The organism is Natronorubrum amylolyticum (genome assembly GCF_052040145.1).
Lineage (GTDB): Archaea > Halobacteriota > Halobacteria > Halobacteriales > Natrialbaceae > Natronorubrum.
This window is the reverse complement of sequence record NZ_JBPPFW010000003.1, coordinates 290,073-307,616: the sequence shown is the minus strand read 5'-3', so window position 1 is coordinate 307,616 and position 17,544 is coordinate 290,073. Positions and strand designations below refer to the sequence as shown.

The following is a 17,544-nucleotide window of genomic DNA, read 5'->3' as shown; positions in this document are numbered from 1 at the left end:
CCAGTCGACAACACCGGGTGCGGGGCGAACGCGACTGACTACCGGTACCGACTGAACGCGACGCCCGCCAGCGCGACGAGGGCGGCGATCGCTCCGAGCCCGACCCAGCCGCCAACGCCGTCGGCCAGTCCGTCGTCGTCTGTCTCGCCGTGGCTCTGTTGGTCGGCTACGTCCCCGTTCAACTGCAAGACCACGACGGTCTGGCCGTGCGAGCCCTCGGTCTCGTAGGTCCAGCCGCCCTCAGTCGCCTCGTAGGATTCGGCGTCCCCGATCGGGTGGACGTCCGTCTCCCAGGCCTGGTGGGCCTGTTGGATGTAGCCGACGACCTCGATATCGTCCGCGTGTTCGCCCTCGAGTTCGACCTCGCCGTACTCGACGGTCTCGTCCTCCGGCAGGCCGTGCCACTCGAGGCAGTGTGAATCCATGTAACCGTCGCCCTGTGGCAGATCCGGATTCGTCCCGAACTGATCGCTGTCGAGCGGCCGGACGTAGTTGTCGGTCAGCGGGAACTCGACGACGAACGGATCGGCGTCGGAGTGCCACTCCAGCGACTCGCCGGTCGGAATCGTCGCCGTCGTGTTCGGAACGCTCTCGCCGACGATCGGCTGGCCGGCTTCGTTGAGCAGCGTCACGCAGATCTGCCCCGACCCCTGACCCAGGTTCGGGTCCCGGTACTCGTCGCGCGGATTGACGTAGCTCACCCAGCTATCGTCGCCAGCGCGCTCCTCGAAAAACAGATCCCCTTCCTCGGGAGCGGGTTCGACGTAGGCGTCCTCGCTCACGTTGTCCTGAATCGTCGCCTCGGTCTCGAGCGCCGAGTCTCCCCCGCCGCTGCCGTCGCCGATCGCGAGCCCGGCGAGCAGGGCGACCGCGAGCACGGCGCCGACGGCGAGCACGCCGGCGACGAACGCGGGACGACCGAGGGCGTTGCGCGTCAGTGCCACGGTTATCCCCTCGAGACGGCCGGTTCGGTCTCGAGCGGGGCGAGCGCGGCCGTCGCGGGCTCCCGTCCGGCTGGCGTCGGTCTCGCCTCGGGCTCGTTACTGGCGAGGCCGTCACCGGCCTCGGGGTCATCACGAGCGAGGTCGCCGCTGTTCGGTGGCGGCCCGCCGTCTCCGGCGTCGGCGAATCGATCGGTCGGGGTGAAAGGCGTCACCATCGGGTTGCAACACAGCGTCAATCATCCTATATATGAGCAGCGTACAGCCGCTAGTCGCGTGCTTCCTCGCCGGTCCGAGTTCCCCGGAACGTCCTCCTCGAGTTCGTCACGCTCGCGGTATTGATACTCACAACTAATAGCAAATTATCGAACTGTGGCTCCATCATTAACAATATGCTGGAGCCTACCACGGACGCACATGGGTTGGCTGGTCCTGGCGGCCGTCGTCGTGCTCTTGTCGATACTCACGGTGGTAGCCGTGGCGTCGAACTATCGGAACGTGGCGGGACGACTGTCGGAGCTTCCCGGCGTCGACGCCGGTGGCGGCGTCCAGACCGGCGTTATCGCTGGTCTCTACGCGCTCGTCCTCTGGAGCGTGGTCCTCTCCGGCGGGATGCTGTTCGTCGGCGACGCCGGCTCGAGCGGTACCGAATCCTATCAGGGGCCCGGCGCTGACGGGGCGGAACCCGACGAGGCCACTGCGTCGGAAGAGTACTCCGACGCCGAACTGCTCGTATTCTTCGAGACGATCACGTCCCACTGGGGTGTCAACGTAACCTCGACGGAGATGGTCGACGACGAGTTTGTCGTGGAGTACGCCGATACCACCGAGACGGACGACGAGTTCACCGACGAGGTGGGGACGCTCATCGGCGTGTACATCGATATCGTCGAGGGTGGACTCGAGGCAGAGCGGATGGACGTCACCGCCGTCGACGAGGACGACGGCGAGCAGACCCACTGGCACGTGGAATCCGAGTGGGCAGCGGCCTATCTCGAGGGCGAACTCACTGTGGATGACGTCTACGAACGGGTGCTAGAGACGGTCGAATCCGCGTGACGTGGTTGCGACCGGTGTGATCTGTTTTCCCCCACTCGATCAATTCCTCGCGGCGTTTCGGCGAAACGGTCAAAACGAATCGAATCGTCGTCGAGCGTGCCTCGATTCGACGGCAATCCTCGAGTCGTGAACGAGACACCGAGGCCATCGCTTCGAAAGGTTATTTGTCGGGAAGGGAAACGTCGAAGGTGACGAGTTGGGTTCGCCCGTCGTCGTTCAGCCCTATGCTATCACAGCTCGCTTTGGATCGCTCTGTCGGCGTGACCGAATACATTCGAGACGTCCTCCCGGAGTGGTCCGTCCCGCTTTTCGAACTCGCGGCGCTGTTCGGTGACGAACTCGTCGTCGTCGGCGTGTTACTGGTGTTCGTCACCGCAGACCTCTACCGATCCGTTCGGCGGGGCTCCGATCGACTCGTCTCGGATCGCGTCGCGTTCGTCTCGGCCGTCGTCCTCGGCGGGCTGGCGCTGACGCTCGTCGTGAAGACGACCCTCGGATTCCCGCGGCCGCCCGAATCGGTACAGGCGGTCCCGCGAGAGGGAGACGGGTTCCCGAGCGGGCACACGATGGCAGCCACCGTACTCTGGGGTGCACTTGCGCTCTGGGGAGCGCGATTTACCCGTCGCCAGCGGTTCGGTCTGGCCGCGATACTGGTGGGGCTCGTCGGCTTCTCCCGGCTCGCACTCGGCGTCCACTACCTCGTCGACGTGCTCGCGTCGGTCGGGTTGGGGATCGGCTATCTCGTTCTCGTCGCAGTGGTCACCGGCCGCGAGCCCAGGCTGGCGTTCGCCGGCGCGGCGGTGCTCGGCGGCGTCGCGGTGCTTTCGACCGGCGGCGACGCCGACGGCTGGCTGGCGTTCGTCGGCTGCGTCGGCGGGGCCGTCGGCTGGTGGCTCACGACCCTCCCGTCGGTTCGGGCGGCCTGGCAATCGGTCACGTAACGTCTTTTGCGCCGGCGACCGGCTCTCCGCCGCCCAACTGCTGTGCGGAACGCAGCGGCCAGATCGTCGCGATGGTCGGCCACGCGAGCGGCATCGTCGCCGGCTGAGTGCTCTCGAGGACGGTGTCGTCGTCGAACCCGAAGCGACCACTGGCGAAACCCGCGATCGTCGGCGGAATGCGCCGAGACCAGTACCGGAACGCGGAGCGAACAGCGCGACGACTGGGTGATCGTCGTCGCTCACCGGGTCCGAACCGCCACTCGAGACGGCCAGCGCCGAGCCGGCAGCGAACGGACCGTGGTGACGACGGGGCGCAATCGGCAACGCTGGCGAGTCCGTTCTCAGACGCTGAAAGTCGCCGCGAGTAACCAGTCCAAAACGGTCCGGTGAGTCGCGTCGATCCGCAACGAGATCGCGTTCATACCGATCACGTACTGCGGTTTCAAAATGTTACCGCAGTACACTCCCGCGGGCACCGACCGGCGACTGACCCGGCGTGAAAACAGTTCACTGTCGGACGGAAGGGACCGCCAATAGATCTCTAGCCGGCTTCTTATTCAGGGCAACCAACAGATAACAAAGACCATCTTCGGGATAGACTGGTTTGCGTCGCAGACATTCAGCGGAGAAAGACCCTCACAGGTCGTTTCAAAGCTGATGCGACAATAACCATGAACAGACGATCACAGCTTACGACAGTATTCGTCGCCCTGATGGTCGCCATCTCGATGGTCGGGATGGCCGGCACCGTGGGCGCGAACGGGAGTATGGATTCGGATCGAACAGTGCACACGATGGAGAACGGGGAGGACGTCTACCTCGTCTTCGGCGTCGACCTCGGCGATCAATCGGTCGAGGAGTTTATTGACGATCACGTGACGGACAACCCTGGTGAACCCGCAGCTGACCAGGACACCGTCTCCGAAGTGATCCAGTACCAGGACGTTGGCCAGGTTAACATCAACGAACAAGGTGAAGCCGTCGCCATCGCGATGGACGGCGCCGAGGCCACGGCCATTCAGGAAGTGAACCAGCAGAACGCGAACACCCAGGAGGGTGACGCGTCCGCGGAGAACAACGCGGGTGTCAGCCAGGAGACGACCATCGAAGAAGTCGGTGACGTCTACGTGGTCATGGGCGACGAGAACGGTCAGGAGTACAACGGCTGGGGCGCCGTTGACGACGACGGCGAGACGACTGTCAGCCAGACGGCTGAAGCCTCCGTCAGCCAGGCCCAGGCAGTCAACCAGGCGAACATCGTCCAGAACAACACCGCACTCGCGTTCGCGGAGAACGGCAGCGAGGCGACCGCGGTGCAGATGACCGAGCAGTCCAACATCAACCTCCAGGAAGGCTACGCAAGCGCGACGAACGTCTACGGCGCCGACCTCGAGGGCGACAAGGACCTCCACGACGAACACAAGAAGTACGACGGTGACAGCACGGCTCCGAGCGCGGAGCAGGACGCTGACGCATCCGTCGAACAGATTCAGGAGGTCGAGCAAGTAAACAGCGTCCAGATGGGCAGCGCGATCGCGATCGCAGTCGGTGAGGACTCCTCCGCGACCGCCGTCCAGATCACCGACCAGACGAACCTGAACGAACAGCTCGGCACCGCCGAAGCCATGAACGTCCTGATGGACTCCGCCGGGATGCACGTCGCGACCGCGAGCGCCAACGGCGCGACCGACGTCGTGACCCAGGACGCCGACGAAGAGTACAGCGACACCGAACTGAAAGGCGATGAGGCCAGCGACGTCGGCCAGACCGCCGAAGCGAACGTCACGCAGTACCAGAGCGTCGAACAGGTGAACATCAACCTCGACAGCTCGGCCCAGGCGATCGCCACGGACGGCAGCACGGCCGAAGCCGTTCAGCTGACCTTCCAGCAGAACGTTAACGCGCAGATCGGCTCCGCCGAAGCGCTGAACGTCTTCCTGGAAGACGAGGAGATCGACTACGACGAGGCCAAGGACCAGTACGAGGGTGCGGTGAAGACCTCGACGACGACCGCGATGGTCAACGGTGACGGCCTCGCCGACGCCAACAGCACGACCTTCGACTACGACGGCGACAACGAGCAGCTCAACGACGTTGAGCAGTACTCGAGCGCCGATGTCGAACAGAGCCAGGAAGTCGCACAGACGAACCTGCAGTCGAACAACGCGCTCGCAGTCGCCGAAGACGCCGGCGACGCCTTCGCGTTCCAGATGACGATGCAGGAGAACGAGAACGTCCAGTTCACGTCCGCTGAATCGGCGTCCGTCGCCGAAGGCGCAGTCGGCGACGACGCTGACGAGGACGAGGACGCGAAGGACCACGACGATGACGAGAAGAAGACCGACGACGATGAGGACAAGACTGACGACGATGACAAGTCCACCATCGAAGCGAGCGAGTCCGACGCCGATGACGACGAGCAGAAGAAAGAGGACGACTCCGTGCCCGGCTTCGGTGTCGTCGTCGCACTCGTCGCAGTGCTCGCCGCCGCGATGTTCGCCCGATTCGAACACTGAGCACCGCTCACGAGAGATTGCCTCCGGTCGGAATTGACCGCGAGATTCGGCGATTCAATTTCAGCGATTCATTTTCTCCGCGTTCACTGCCACCGAGAGCGGTGCCACGGGTGTGCCAACGGCTCGAGTACGAGATGCCAGTGTACGCTCGGTACGACTATAATCCAGCGACAGACGACAGTGTACGCGAATGAGAGACGACAGTGTACGCGACCGCTCACTCGAGCGTCTCGTCGGCCGCCGAGGCGTCGATACCATCGTCCGCGCCGCGGTGTTCCGCGAGCGCTTCGTCGATCGTCAACTCGCCGGCGGCGACCCGACGCGCCAGGAGCTCGTCGATCGCCCGATTCTCCTCGCTCCGCTCGCGCGATCGATCCTTGATCACCTGAAGCTCGCCCGCAGTCGGCTCGATCTCGCGCGTGTCGACCACCTCGCCCTCGAGGCGCGCGATGTTCACCGCCGCCAGCACGTCGCCCATCCCCCTCGAGCCCGTGCCGAGGTAGGGCGTCGTCCCCGTCTCGTCGACGAGTTCGACCGTGACGTCCTCGAGGTCGTTGACGAGTTTGGCGCTCTCGAGGCGGGAGCCGTCGCCGATGCGGACGACGGGCGAAGTCGCCTCGTCGGCCTCGCGCTGAATGACGTCCACAGCGTCGGAGATGGGAACCTGAAAGGCCGCGACGACCATTTCTCCCGCGAGGATGGCGATACCGGGTTTGCGTCCCGGATCGACGCCGATGATCGTCCGGCCGCCGTCCCCGCGGACCGCCGTTAGCGCTTGGTCGACGGTGCGTCTGGGGTTGTCCGGGTCGGCGACGATCGTCGTCACGCCCGCGAAGGCGTCGGCGTTGTCGGCGCCGGTGACGACGACCGTCGTGTGCTCGGGCAGTTCGGCGTCGGGTTCGACGGTCGTGAACACGGAGCCGCGATCCCGTAGCTCGTTGACGACGCCGTGGTACACCTCGAAATCTGACGTGGCGACGACGATCACGTGTCGGTGTTGGTCTCGAGCGTGAATAAACGTACGCGACCTGCCCGGTTGGTGCTCCAGACTGAAGAACCGGAATGTGGTGGCGCGCGCCATCAGCCGACCGAGCGATAGCGAGGGCGGGTGACGAGTTGCGCGAGGGATGAGTGAGCGAGCAGGGCGAGCGAACGAATCGGCTGGGGAGGTCGTGGAAATCATCGTTGCCAGCGGTAGCAGAACACGTTCGCTTCAGAAATCCCTCGCGAGAACAGATCCGATACGTTCGTCTACGAATGGGGCAACTAGAACTCGAGAGAAACCGAAGGTGTGCTGAGTGTTCTGCGACTCGTGGCAACTAGGGTTGCCACGTCCTCCCCAGCCGATTCGCTCACTCCCCATGGTCGTTCGCTCATCCCTCGCACGGCAACGGACCGCGTCTCACTTCACGTTCGCCGCGATCCGGCGCGCGCCACCGCACGTGATTCGATCGGTCCGAAGAGAGTGGGGGCGTTCTACGAGTTACTCGAGTCCGCTCGAAACCCGCCTTCAGATAGCGATTCGGCCGATCATCGACGTATTCCGGGGGCTTTTTGCACGTCTCCTGCCAATTCAGATCGTGAACGACGAGGCGATCCCGACCGGCTGTGCCCCGGTCGACGAGTTACTCGGTGGGGGATTCGAACGCGGGACCGTCACGCAGGTGTACGGCCCGCCGGCCGCAGGAAAGACGAACCTCGCGCTCTCGGCGGCGGTCGAGACGGCCGCGGACGACGGCACCGCCGTCTACATCGACACCGAAGGCGTCTCGGTCGACCGCTTTCAGCAGTTACTCACCGCGCGCGTCGGCGAAGACGACGTCGAGGCGGCGGCGTCCCGAATCGTTATCGAGGATGCGCTGGACTTCGAGGAGCAGTCCGAGGCGGTCCGCGACGCCGAGGAGTTCGCCGAGCGCGCCGACCTGATCGTCCTCGACAGCGCGACCGGCTTCTACCGCCTCGAGCGAACCGGCGATAACGACGACGGCGAGGCGCTCCGCGGCGTCGCCCGACAGGTAACCCACCTGCTCTCGCTCGCACGCAAGCACGACCTCGCGGTCGTCCTGACGAACCAGGTGTTCGCGGATCCCGAGGCCGACCGCACGCGCGCGCTCGGCGGAAATACGTTGGAGCACTGGACCGGCGTCGTCCTCCGCCTCGAGCGATTCCGCGGCGGAAACCGGCGAGCCACGCTCGAGAAACACCGCTCGAAAGCCGTCGGCGAGTCCGTCCAGTTCCGGATCACGGACTCGGGGCTGGAAGGCGGCGACGACTCGAGCCGGTTGTAGGGCGACGAGCCGGTTGTAGGGCGACGAGCCGGTTGTAGGGCGACGAGCCGGTTGCAGGGCGACGAGCCGGTTGTAGGGCGACGAGCCGGTTGCAGGGCGACGAGCCGGTTGTAGGGCGACGAGCCGGTTGCAGGGCGGCACACTCGCTGGCGCGTTCGGTAGCCGGCAGCAAAAATCGTGAAATCGAGCAGTCGGAACGCCTACAGCTCGTTCAGCTTCCGGAGCAGCTGGCCGCGGTACTCCTCGTCGCTGGTGACGCCTTTGACCTCCAAGACGTTGCGCTCGAGTTTGTCGACGGCGACGCGGAAGCTGTTCTCGGCGCCGTAGCCCTCGCCGGTGCCGGCGACCTGGCCCTTGTTGGTCCGAAGGCGGATCTGACACTGGACGAGGTGCGTGCCTCGGAGCTTCTCGTTGTGCTCGTGGAATCGGACGTGAGCGTGCATCACCTGCATGTCGGCGTACTTGTCGGCGACCTCCTCGATGCTCTGGACGATCGACTCCCGGGTGATGGTGTCGAGCATCGAGATGTTGGTGATCTGGACGTCCATGTGCTCCTCCTCGGTGAACGTGAGCGCGCGCAGGACGTCGGTCTTGGTGATGACGCCGATGACCACGCGGTCGTCGTCGTCGGGGGTGACCATCAGCCCGGCGTAGTCCTTCTCGAGCATCGTTTCGACGGCCTCCTTGGCCGTCACGTCGAGCGTCGTGGTCACGACGGGGCTGTTCATGATGTCGTAGACGGGGACGTCGAGCAGGCGCTGGGAGTCGCCGACGCGGTCGCCCGTCGTCGTCGTGTGGTTCTCCCGGATGACGAAGTCCGCGATGTCGTGAGTGGTCACGACGCCGGTGAGAAAGCCGTTCTCGTTGAGGACGGGGAGTCGAGAGATACCGTTCTCTCGCAGGTAGTTGATCGCCTTGCCGATCCCGTCGTCCTCTTGGAGGGTAACCGGATCGTCGGTGTAGATGTCCTCGACGGAAAGCGCGTCTAGATTCTCGAGGACGGCCTCGAGGATGGCATCGTCGGTGATGACGCCCCAGAGTTCGTCGTGCTCGAACACCGGTGCGACCTTCGAGTTGCTCTCGATCAGCAGGCGTGCGGCCTCCCGGACGTTCTCCTGGCGGTCGATCTTCGGTGCCGGGTCGTTCCGGCTCGGTTTGATCAGCGCCGCCACCTTCGCGTCGTCTTCGACGTGTGACTGGAGGACCTCCCGCTCGCTGATGACCCCCTCGTACGCCCCGTCGTCCGTGACGATAATTCCCTTGGGGTTGCCGTTCTCGAACGTAGAACGAACCTTCCCCATACGCTGCCCGACGTCGACTTCGATGTACTCCTTGGTGGCGATATCAGCGATATTCATCGTTCTGTTCGTGTATACTGTCGCCGGGCTTTTGAACATACCGCACGTTCTGTCCGGGTGGAAACGAGCCCAATCGTCGAAGCAAGGTCGATCGTCGAAGCAGGGCCGACCGTTTTGGACATCGCGCCCGTAGGAAACGTAATGGCACCCGATATCAGCGTACTCGGTCGGTACACCTACCTCGCGACGGAACTGGTCTGGGGAAGCGTCGCCCTCGTGTTGCTCCACCGAGCGAACGCGCTCCGGAAGGCCGCCGTGACGATCCTCGCGCTGTATCCCATCGCCTACCTCTGGGACCGCTACACCCTCGCCGTCGGCGTCTTCGACATCAAGCTTCGGACTGGGATCGATATCGCAGGGATTCCGCTCGAGGAACACCTCTTCATGGCCGTCGTTCCCGGACTCGTCATCGGCTTCCACGAAACCATCTTCGGCGACGAGTAGTCTCCATCTTCGGCGGAGAGTAATCGCCACCTACGGCGACGACTCGAGTGTCAGTCGCTGCAATGGACCACGACTGTCTTATCCCGGCTTCACGACCGTACGGACGATGGAAGACCGGCGTCCGTCGACCGATCCGAACGACAGCGATCCCACCGATAGAGCCCTGCTTCGGGGGATCCTTCGATTTTTCGTCGCCGTCGCGCTGATCGGCGCGCTCGCGTTCGGCGCCGTGCTGTTCGCACCGACGGTTATCGACGATCTCGGCGGCGTCGATGAGTTCGAGAGCCCCAACGGCGTCGATATCGGGACGCAGCCGTCGCCCAGTTCCGATCCGCCACCGGCCGGCGATCGCGATCCGAACGTCACGGACCCGGACGACCCCGGTAACTCGACGTACGATGCGGACGTCGAAACGATCGATTCAGAGACCGTCGAGGACTTCGTCCACGCGGAGGTCAACGAGCGGCGGGCCGAACACGGCCTCGAGCCCCTCGAGTGGGACGGCACGGTCGCCTCCGTCTCCCGCGCCCACAGTTACGACATGGCCGAACGCGACTACTTCGACCACGTCACCCCCGACGGCGAACAGCCGATGGACCGGTTCAACGACGTCGACGACTACTGTCGAGGATACGGCGAGAACATCGCCCTGACCTACATCGATCGACCCGTCCAGAACCCCGACACGGACGAAACCGACCGTCACGAGACCGCGGAGGAACTCGCAAACGGACTCGTCGATCAGTGGATGAACTCCACGCCGCACCGACAGGCGATCCTCGAGGAAGACGGCGTGCCCGATTGGGACCGAGCCGGCGTTGGCGTCTACCTCACTGACGACGGCGAGGCCTACGCGTCGCACAACTTCTGTCGCGAGTACTGACCGACCGGTACCGTCTCGAGTCCGGCTGCACGATCGGTTGATGTCTGAGCCGACACTCACCCGACCCGGAATCTGTGCCGGATTGACAGAGCTTTGAGGCTGGATCCCCCGGGTTCCAGTATGGACGTTCCTGAGACGGCGAAGTCAGTCTATCGAACGGCGACCGACCGCGATATCTCATTTCTCGCGGCCGGCTTTGCCTACTACGCCTTCGTCTCGCTGATCCCGCTGGTGATCCTCGCGCTCGTCGTCGGCTCGTTTCTCGGCGGGGAAGACGCCGCCGAACGGCTGATTCTGGTCGCCGGCGACTTCCTCCCCGAGGCGGGCGAAGATCTCGTGCTCGAGGCGCTGACGACGGAATCCGGTCGCGCGGAGGCGACGATCGTCGCCCTCGGCGTCGCCTCGTGGGGTGCGCTCAAGGTCTTTCGGGGGCTCAGTCGGGCCTTCGACACCGTCTACGACCGGACCGGCGAGGACACGCTCGTCGACCAGCTCAAAGACGGTGCCACCGTGATTCTCGCCGGTGTCGGTGCTCTGGCGCTCATGATCGGTATCGGGACGGTGATCGGGCTCGCGGCCGACGTCGTCCCGTTCGCCGGGCTTCTGAGCTGGGCCGTGTTGCTGGTCGGGCTCGTTCTCGTCTTCTTCCCGATCTACTACGTGTTGCCGCCGGTTCCGGTCGACGCGCTCGAGATCCTTCCCGGGGCCGTCTTCGCCGCCGTCGGATGGACGGTCCTTCAGGCCGGGTTCCAGCTGTACGCGGCCAACGCCGGCCAGTATCAGGCCTACGGGGCGGTCGGCGCCGTCCTCCTCTTCGTCACCTGGCTCTACTTCGCCGGCATGCTCATCCTGTTCGGCGCGGTGCTCAACGTCGTCCTCTCGGAGCGTCGCTTCGCCGAGTAGGCGGCCGAAAACGGGACACTGGAACGGGTAGGGACGGCCCCGGTCATCGGCCACCACCGCCGTGGGGAACAGTTATGGTTCCGGCACGGCCAGACCTCCACAATGAGCGACGACCAGTCACGGCGGTCCGCCGCCCCTGACTCGAGTGCCGACGCGAGCGAGTCGGCGGACGACGCGGACGGCGACGCCCTCGCACCGAGCGGCGGTCCTCGGCGCGTCGTCTCCGACCAGAGCGTCGACGACATCCTCGACTCGCTCGGCGAGACGAAAGCGAACGCGACGGGCTCGAGCGAGTCTCCGGCGCCGACCGAGGACGAAGGATCCACGACGGTCGAGTTCGACGAGGACGAGGTTCCGGCAACCGAGGACGCAGCGACCGACACCGACTCGAGCGTCGAAACCGATACGGAGCCGGATACGGACGGTACCGAAACGGAAGCGGACATCGAAGAACATTCGGACGATAGCGAAACGGACGCTGACGGCGCGAACACGGATGCAGACGCCACATCGTCGGTCGACGCGGCGGCCTCCTCTCTCCAGGCCGAGACGGCCCGCACGGAGGACGAAAACGAGTCGATCGATGAGCTGGCCGCCCGCATCGAAACCGGCAGCGTCACCGGCGCGGACGTTCGGGCAGCCGAAGCGGGTGACGGGCGCGAGTCGACGCCCGACGTCGACGAAATCGAGCTTTCGATGGACGACCTCGAGGCCACGCAGGCCCAGTCGAAAACCAGCGGCTCGAGCGCGGCTTCCGGATCCGACCTCGGTGACGACGCCGGCCCGCTCGCGGGTTCGATTCCGCGCGACGAGGGTGACTTGAGCGACGACGGGGAGGACAAGGCCGACTCTCCCGGATTGGTCGGACGACTCAAGCGACTCTTCGGCGGATAACGACGCGAACGGATCTTTCGGAGCGCCCCTTCCCCTGTTTTCTCGAGTACGACGCCGCCTCAGCCGACCAGTGTGATCAGCACGAACAGTGTCAGGATCGAGACGAGCGTCGTCGCGAAGACGTTCAGCGAGGCGAACTCCGTGTCACCGCCGAGTTCGGACGCGAAGACGTACGTCGAGACGGCCGTCGGCGTCCCTAACATCACGACCGACGCGGTGAACGTCGCTGAGTCGACCGGCAGCGTCGAGAAGACGAGCCACGCGAGCGCGGGCATGCAGACAATCTTCAGCGCGACGATGGAGCCCGTCGCGCCGAGATCGACTGTTGGGAGGTCTAACTGGAGCGTCGCGCCGACGCAGAGTAAGGCCAGTGGGAGTGCGAGCGAGCCGGCGGCGTCGAGCCCGACGGCGACGGTTCCGGGGACTGCGAGGCCGAGCGAACCGACCGAGAGACCGCAGAACAGCGCGACCAGTACGGGATTCGTCGCGAGTCCGCGAAGCTCGTCGCCGATAGCCGCGTCGGCTTCGTTGAGCGTCGAGAGGAGAACGATCGTCAGCGGGACCTGTACCAGCGACAAAACACCGAGAATCACGCTCGCGACCGCGGTGACCCCCGACCCGAAGGTGGCCGCGACCAGCGGGAGCCCGAGGTAGCCGAGGTTCGAGTGATAGGACTGGATGATCGCCACGCTGCGCTGTCCGGTCGACTCCCGGTTGCGGTGGACGAACCACGCCAGTCCGGCCGTCGCGAACAGCACGAACAGCAATCCGCCGATCAGCATCGGCGAGAGCAGGTCGCCGACCGACTGATCGTACGTCGAGACGAAGATCAGTGCCGGCAGCGCGACGTAGTAAGCCACGGCGTTCAGCGACGCGGTTCGGCCGGCGTCGAGGACACCGGAGGCTCGAAGCCCGGTTCCGAGCAGGAGCACGACGAGCAACGCCACGAGCCGGCCGAGGACTTCCACAGCGGTCTCGAGTCGACTCGGACGTTTTTACCGTTCGGTTACGGCCGACTGTGCGAACACGTGACAGGGAACGAATGGCGAGTCGACCGATCGGCGTGTCGACACCTTCGGCTACCGACCGACAGGTCGGAAGCCCTTTGAACGCATTCGATAATGGACTGATACTGCCGTGAGTCGGATTCCGAACCCGTTGCGTTTGACGATCCTCTACATCGGTCTCGCGCTCGCTCGTCTCGGGCTAATCGATCGAGAGCGCGCCGTCCAGACGACCGTCCTCGCGTGGCCCCGCATCGTCACCGGGATCGCGCGGATGTCCAAGAGCGCCGTCGACGTCGCGATGGTCGGCGTCGCGGTCGGCACCTCGGCCGTCGCGGGCGTCGGGTTCGCGGGGCCGTTCTGGGGGCTCGCGTTCGCCATCGGCGGCGGCGTCGCCGGCGGCACCATCGCGCTCGTTTCGCAGCGATTCGGGGCCGACGCCTACGACGAGTTGGGGCTGGCCGTTCGCTCGAGTACGCTCCTCGTCGTCGTGGTCAGCCTCCCGGTTGCAGCGTGTTTCTGGCTGTACTCCCACGAGTTCATCTCGCTGCTCAGTAGCAACGAATCGGCGATCGACTACGGCGCGACGTACCTGCAGGTCGTCGCGCTCGGCATCCCCTTCGCGGGGCTCAACCTCGTCGGGAGTCGGACGCTCGTCGGCGCGGACGACTCCTACATCGCGATGCAGATCCGCGCCGGCGGCGCGATCATCAACATCGGGCTGAGCGCCCTGTTCATCTTCGAACTCGGATGGGGCGTCGCCGGCGCCGCGCTCGGAACGGTGCTCGCGAACGTCGCCGTCACCACGACGTTCGCGGTCGGCATCGGTGCGGGCTGGCTCCCGATTATCGGCGCGCTGCCGATCCGGGTCGATCCGCTAGGGACCTACCTCGATCACGATACGCTTCGCGATATCGTCACCATCGGACTCCCCGTCGGCGGCCGGAACCTCGTTTGGACCGTCGCGGAGTTCCCGATGCTGGGCATCCTCGACATCTTCGGGGAGAACACCGTCGCCGCGTTCGTCATCGCCCGGCGCATCTGGGGGATCATGAACACGCCCGGTTGGGGTTTCGGGCTGGCCTCCTCGAGTCTGGTGGGCCAGGCGCTCGGGCAGAACGACGAGCAGACGGCCGAGGCCTACGGGCGTGACATTATCAGATTCGCCGTGGCAACCTACCTCGTCAGCGCGGTGCTCATCGCGCTGTTCGCCGAACAGATCGTCGTCCTCTTCGCGGACGATCCGACGAGCCCCGAGATTCCGATCGCGGTCGCCCTCGTCTACGCCTCCTGCGTCGCGGTCGTCTTTCAGGGGGTCGCGGGCGCCGCCGCCGGGCCCCTCGACGCCAGCGGCGACACGAAAGTCCCGTTCGTCAGCCAGTTTATCGGGATGTTCCTCGTCTCCATCCCGCTGGCGTACCTCGGTGCGACGACCGCGCTGGGCTACTGGGGCCTGTATCTCGCGTTCGTCGCGGAGACCAGCGTGCCCGCCGCGATCAACTACTGGCGATTCCGCACCGACAAGTGGAAGGCGATCAGCGAGACGTACCGACCGGATGTGGCCGTCGCGGACGATTGAGGTCTGGGGCTCGAGACCGTGTGCTCGCGGATCGGTCGTTTCGAGAGAAGTTCGACCCCCCCTTCGATCGAGTTGTGATTCGATGCGGCCGTAATATCGCCCATCGGAGTGAGAACGAACTACCCATGGTAAGAGCTAACATTGACCACAGCATACGGTACGTCTAACCGACGAGAGATCGGTACCCATGCCAGAACAGTCAGCACATTCCCAGTCCGTTACGCTATCGCTGCCGCTCGAGGAGCAGTGGACGCTCCACCACGTCCTCCTCGACCGCATCGAACGAGAGCTCGCGGCGGCCGATCCGACGACCATTGATCCGCCGCCGGTCGAGGTGTTCCAGGCGTTCGAGGCGCTCGATGCGGGCCAGACCCGCTTTACGATGGCCCAGCTCGGCGCGATCCAGACGATCCTCGCGGAGTACCATCACTCCCCGACGTGGTGGGAACTCGAGCGGCCGCAGCTCGAAGCACTCCTTCACCACGTCTCGAGCGCCATCGACGGGCGCGAACCGACGCTTTCGGCTGACTGATGGGTGCTCGAGCGAGCGGTATCGTCGACTCGCGGCACGCTCTCGAGTTCGAACCGGTTCACTATCTCGTACGGCTGCTACTACTGAACCCGGATGCGTCAACTCAGTCGGGTGTTAGCACAGTAAAACAGAATAGGCAGATTTGAACTACGCCGAGACGTTCTTGCTCGCTCCCTTCGGTCGCTCCGCGAGCTGCGACTCGTCTCGTTCAAATCTCCCCGTAACAATTTTTCCAACGCAGACTCGTCGCTTCGCTCCTCGTTGTTGCGTTGGAAAAATGGGTTGGGGCAGATTTGAACTGCCGGCCTCCTCCATGTCAAGGAGGTGTCATAACCAGACTAGACCACCAACCCGCCTGGTTTCGCTTGCGTGGCCTCCGTCGCCACCTTGTCTGCACTCATTGATTGCCCACCACCGTAATTGAAGGTTTCGAATCGACCGCCGTACGCGACTCGCACCCACGCACCCCGCCGATACGCTTAAGTTGATGTACTGATTTGGACATTGTAAGACAACTACGTACATTGGTGTTCACTATGCAGGAGTATGTCGAACGGGTAACTGACGGGGAGGATCTCACACAGAACGAGGCTCGAGCAGCCTCCACGGCCGTCTTCGAGGAGGCGACGGAGGCACAGATCGGCGCGCTGCTCGCCGCGCTGCGAGCGAAAGGCGAGACGGAAGCCGAAATCGCCGGCTTCGCCGAAGGCATGCGCGAGGCGGCGCGAACGATCTCCCCCGATCGAGAGCCGCTGGTCGACACCTGCGGCACGGGCGGGGACGACTACGACACGATCAACGTCTCGACGACGAGCGCGATCGTCACCGCCGGCGCCGGCGTTCCGGTCGCCAAGCACGGCAACTACTCCGTTTCCTCTTCCTCGGGCAGCGCGGACGTCCTCGAGGTCGCAGGCGTCAACGTCGAGGCCGAACCGCCGGCCGTCGAGGAGGCGATCGAACGCGACGGGATCGGCTTCATGCTCGCGCCCGTCTTCCACCCCGCGATGAAGGCCGTCATCGGCCCGCGCAAGGAACTCGGGATGCGGACGGTGTTCAACGTGCTCGGGCCGTTGACGAACCCCGCCGGCGCGAACGCACAGGTCGTCGGCGTCTACGACCCCGATCTCGTCCCCGTCCTCGCGGACGCCCTCGCGCGGATGGACGTCGATCGCGCGCTGGTCGTCCACGGCGCGGGCACCGACGAAATTGCGATCCACGGGGAGACCGTCGCCGCGGAAGTAACTGGCTCCAACGTGGAGTCTTACACCCTCGAGCCGTCCGATCTCGGTCTCGAGCAACACGAGATCGAGGCCATCTCGGGTGGCTCGCCGGAAGCGAACGCCGACGACATGCGCGGCATCGTCGAGGGGACGGTGACGGGTGCCAAACGGGACGTCATCCTCGCGAACGCCGGCGCGGCGATCTACGTCGCCGGCGAGGCCGACTCGCTCGAGGCAGGTGCCGACGCCGCGCGCGAGGCCATCGACTCCGGGTCGGCGGCGACGAAATTCGAGCAACTCTGTGCGGGAACGGAGCAGGTCCAGCGATGACTCGCGTGAAGATCTGCGGCCTGACTAGCGAGACCGACCTCGAGACGGCCGTCGACGCCGGAGCCGACGCCCTCGGGATTATCTGTGACGTGTCGGTCGATACGCCACGCGAGGTCTCCATCGAGCGAGCCAAAGCGCTCGTCGCCGCGGCCCCGCCGTTCGTGACGACCGTGCTCGTGACGATGCCGTCCGGACCGAACCGGGCGATCGAACTGGTCGAGGAGATCGAACCCGATGCGATCCAGTACTACGGCAGTATTCGACCGGGAGATCTGGCGTACCTGCGCGCGAAGATCGACGCCCAACTCCTGCTCGCGGTCGACGCCGACGACGCCGAGACGGCCGCAGCCTACGACGACGTGGTCGACGGCCTCATCGTCGACACGCCGGGGGAAGACGGCGGCGGCGGCACCGGTGAAACCCACGACTGGGACCAGACGCGGCTGGCCGCCATCGACCTCGAGTCCCCGCTGATCCTCGCGGGTGGGCTCACCCCCGAGAATGTCGAGGACGCGGTCCAGACGGTCGAACCGTTCGCCGTCGACGTTGCCAGCGGGGTCGAAGCAGAGGGTGGCGTCAAGGATCCCGACGCCGTCCGATCGTTTATCGACCGAGCCACGAACGCCCGCCGACCGGCGGAGCTCTGACCAAC

Annotated in this window: 17 protein-coding genes and 1 tRNA gene; 12 read left to right on the top strand and 6 right to left on the bottom strand. The window is 65.0% G+C overall.

What is annotated here, in order from left to right:
* Positions 1-38 precede the first annotated feature (38 nt).
* Together ACSFDB_RS12895 and ACSFDB_RS12890 are read right to left on the bottom strand one after the other, a co-directional pair.
* On the bottom strand, positions 39-944 hold the full coding sequence (locus ACSFDB_RS12895; RefSeq protein ID WP_440771387.1) for a PGF-CTERM sorting domain-containing protein: 906 nt from the start codon (positions 942-944) through the stop codon (positions 39-41).
* Positions 945-946: 2 nt separating this feature from the next.
* Positions 947-1,159 (bottom strand): hypothetical protein, encoded by a 213-nt coding sequence (locus tag ACSFDB_RS12890; RefSeq protein WP_440771386.1) that lies wholly within the window; start codon positions 1,157-1,159, stop codon positions 947-949.
* 199 nt (positions 1,160-1,358) lie between these two features.
* Between ACSFDB_RS12890 and ACSFDB_RS12885 the strand changes: the two genes are divergently transcribed.
* The 3 genes from ACSFDB_RS12885 to ACSFDB_RS12875 all read left to right on the top strand — a co-directional run bounded on the left by ACSFDB_RS12885 (position 1,359) and on the right by ACSFDB_RS12875 (position 5,457).
* The gene (locus ACSFDB_RS12885; RefSeq protein WP_440771385.1) at positions 1,359-2,000 is read left to right on the top strand and encodes a DUF8159 domain-containing protein; all 642 of its coding nucleotides are present in this window, start codon (positions 1,359-1,361) and stop codon (positions 1,998-2,000) included.
* A gap of 224 nt (positions 2,001-2,224) precedes the next feature.
* Positions 2,225-2,941, top strand: coding sequence for a phosphatase PAP2 family protein (locus ACSFDB_RS12880; RefSeq protein ID WP_440771384.1), 717 nt, complete (start codon positions 2,225-2,227; stop codon positions 2,939-2,941).
* A gap of 671 nt (positions 2,942-3,612) precedes the next feature.
* Entirely contained in the window at positions 3,613-5,457 is a 1,845-nt protein-coding gene (locus ACSFDB_RS12875; RefSeq protein WP_440771383.1) for a PGF-CTERM sorting domain-containing protein, read from the top strand.
* 217 nt (positions 5,458-5,674) lie between these two features.
* Here the strand turns inward: ACSFDB_RS12875 and ACSFDB_RS12870 are convergent, their stop codons facing one another.
* A complete protein-coding gene (locus tag ACSFDB_RS12870) occupies positions 5,675-6,445 on the bottom strand; it encodes a hypothetical protein (RefSeq protein WP_440771382.1) in 771 nt (256 codons plus the stop codon).
* Between the two features lie 592 nt (positions 6,446-7,037).
* On the opposite strand from ACSFDB_RS12870, the gene radB reads away from it, so the two are divergent.
* Positions 7,038-7,745, top strand: coding sequence for a DNA repair and recombination protein RadB (radB, locus tag ACSFDB_RS12865; RefSeq protein WP_440771381.1), 708 nt, complete (start codon positions 7,038-7,040; stop codon positions 7,743-7,745).
* 200 nt (positions 7,746-7,945) lie between these two features.
* On the opposite strand, the gene ACSFDB_RS12860 is transcribed toward radB, so the two are convergent.
* Entirely contained in the window at positions 7,946-9,103 is a 1,158-nt protein-coding gene (locus tag ACSFDB_RS12860; protein WP_440771380.1) for a CBS domain-containing protein, read from the bottom strand.
* A gap of 141 nt (positions 9,104-9,244) precedes the next feature.
* Between ACSFDB_RS12860 and ACSFDB_RS12855 the strand changes: the two genes are divergently transcribed.
* From ACSFDB_RS12855 to ACSFDB_RS12840, 4 genes are all read left to right on the top strand, one after another.
* The gene (locus ACSFDB_RS12855) at positions 9,245-9,547 is read left to right on the top strand and encodes a lycopene cyclase domain-containing protein (RefSeq protein WP_440771379.1); all 303 of its coding nucleotides are present in this window, start codon (positions 9,245-9,247) and stop codon (positions 9,545-9,547) included.
* Positions 9,548-9,653: 106 nt separating this feature from the next.
* Positions 9,654-10,430, top strand: a complete 777-nt coding sequence (locus ACSFDB_RS12850; protein ID WP_440771378.1) for a CAP domain-containing protein — start codon at positions 9,654-9,656, stop codon at positions 10,428-10,430.
* A 120-nt stretch (positions 10,431-10,550) separates the two neighbouring features.
* Positions 10,551-11,333, top strand: a complete 783-nt coding sequence (locus ACSFDB_RS12845) for a YihY/virulence factor BrkB family protein (RefSeq protein ID WP_440771377.1) — start codon at positions 10,551-10,553, stop codon at positions 11,331-11,333.
* Between the two features lie 102 nt (positions 11,334-11,435).
* Entirely contained in the window at positions 11,436-12,227 is a 792-nt protein-coding gene (locus tag ACSFDB_RS12840; RefSeq protein ID WP_440771376.1) for a hypothetical protein, read from the top strand.
* A 59-nt stretch (positions 12,228-12,286) separates the two neighbouring features.
* On the opposite strand, the gene ACSFDB_RS12835 is transcribed toward ACSFDB_RS12840, so the two are convergent.
* Positions 12,287-13,195, bottom strand: coding sequence for an AEC family transporter (locus tag ACSFDB_RS12835; protein WP_440771375.1), 909 nt, complete (start codon positions 13,193-13,195; stop codon positions 12,287-12,289).
* 169 nt (positions 13,196-13,364) lie between these two features.
* On the opposite strand from ACSFDB_RS12835, the gene ACSFDB_RS12830 reads away from it, so the two are divergent.
* Together ACSFDB_RS12830 and ACSFDB_RS12825 are read left to right on the top strand one after the other, a co-directional pair.
* Positions 13,365-14,810, top strand: coding sequence for an MATE family efflux transporter (locus ACSFDB_RS12830; RefSeq protein WP_440771374.1), 1,446 nt, complete (start codon positions 13,365-13,367; stop codon positions 14,808-14,810).
* Positions 14,811-14,997: 187 nt separating this feature from the next.
* The gene (locus ACSFDB_RS12825; protein ID WP_440771373.1) at positions 14,998-15,342 is read left to right on the top strand and encodes a DUF7853 family protein; all 345 of its coding nucleotides are present in this window, start codon (positions 14,998-15,000) and stop codon (positions 15,340-15,342) included.
* 278 nt (positions 15,343-15,620) lie between these two features.
* Here the strand turns inward: ACSFDB_RS12825 and ACSFDB_RS12820 are convergent.
* A tRNA-Val gene (locus ACSFDB_RS12820) sits at positions 15,621-15,695 on the bottom strand.
* 183 nt (positions 15,696-15,878) lie between these two features.
* Here ACSFDB_RS12820 and trpD point away from each other — a divergent pair.
* Together trpD and ACSFDB_RS12810 are read left to right on the top strand one after the other, a co-directional pair.
* Positions 15,879-16,892 (top strand): anthranilate phosphoribosyltransferase, encoded by a 1,014-nt coding sequence (gene trpD / locus ACSFDB_RS12815; protein ID WP_440771372.1) that lies wholly within the window; start codon positions 15,879-15,881, stop codon positions 16,890-16,892.
* The gene (locus ACSFDB_RS12810) at positions 16,889-17,539 is read left to right on the top strand and encodes a phosphoribosylanthranilate isomerase (protein WP_440771371.1); all 651 of its coding nucleotides are present in this window, start codon (positions 16,889-16,891) and stop codon (positions 17,537-17,539) included. Before trpD ends, ACSFDB_RS12810 begins: the two co-directional genes overlap by 4 nt.
* Positions 17,540-17,544 lie beyond the last annotated feature (5 nt).

Coding starts and splice junctions, on each gene's coding strand:
- trpD (WP_440771372.1), top strand. CDS start 15,879: ATGCAGGAGTATGTCGAACGGGTAACTGACGGGGAGGATCTCACACAG.
- ACSFDB_RS12890 (WP_440771386.1), bottom strand. CDS start 1,159: ATGGTGACGCCTTTCACCCCGACCGATCGATTCGCCGACGCCGGAGAC.
- ACSFDB_RS12860 (WP_440771380.1), bottom strand. CDS start 9,103: ATGAATATCGCTGATATCGCCACCAAGGAGTACATCGAAGTCGACGTC.
- ACSFDB_RS12875 (WP_440771383.1), top strand. CDS start 3,613: ATGAACAGACGATCACAGCTTACGACAGTATTCGTCGCCCTGATGGTC.
- ACSFDB_RS12885 (WP_440771385.1), top strand. CDS start 1,359: ATGGGTTGGCTGGTCCTGGCGGCCGTCGTCGTGCTCTTGTCGATACTC.
- ACSFDB_RS12845 (WP_440771377.1), top strand. CDS start 10,551: ATGGACGTTCCTGAGACGGCGAAGTCAGTCTATCGAACGGCGACCGAC.
- ACSFDB_RS12840 (WP_440771376.1), top strand. CDS start 11,436: ATGAGCGACGACCAGTCACGGCGGTCCGCCGCCCCTGACTCGAGTGCC.
- ACSFDB_RS12880 (WP_440771384.1), top strand. CDS start 2,225: ATGCTATCACAGCTCGCTTTGGATCGCTCTGTCGGCGTGACCGAATAC.
- ACSFDB_RS12855 (WP_440771379.1), top strand. CDS start 9,245: ATGGCACCCGATATCAGCGTACTCGGTCGGTACACCTACCTCGCGACG.
- ACSFDB_RS12850 (WP_440771378.1), top strand. CDS start 9,654: ATGGAAGACCGGCGTCCGTCGACCGATCCGAACGACAGCGATCCCACC.
- ACSFDB_RS12810 (WP_440771371.1), top strand. CDS start 16,889: ATGACTCGCGTGAAGATCTGCGGCCTGACTAGCGAGACCGACCTCGAG.
- ACSFDB_RS12825 (WP_440771373.1), top strand. CDS start 14,998: ATGCCAGAACAGTCAGCACATTCCCAGTCCGTTACGCTATCGCTGCCG.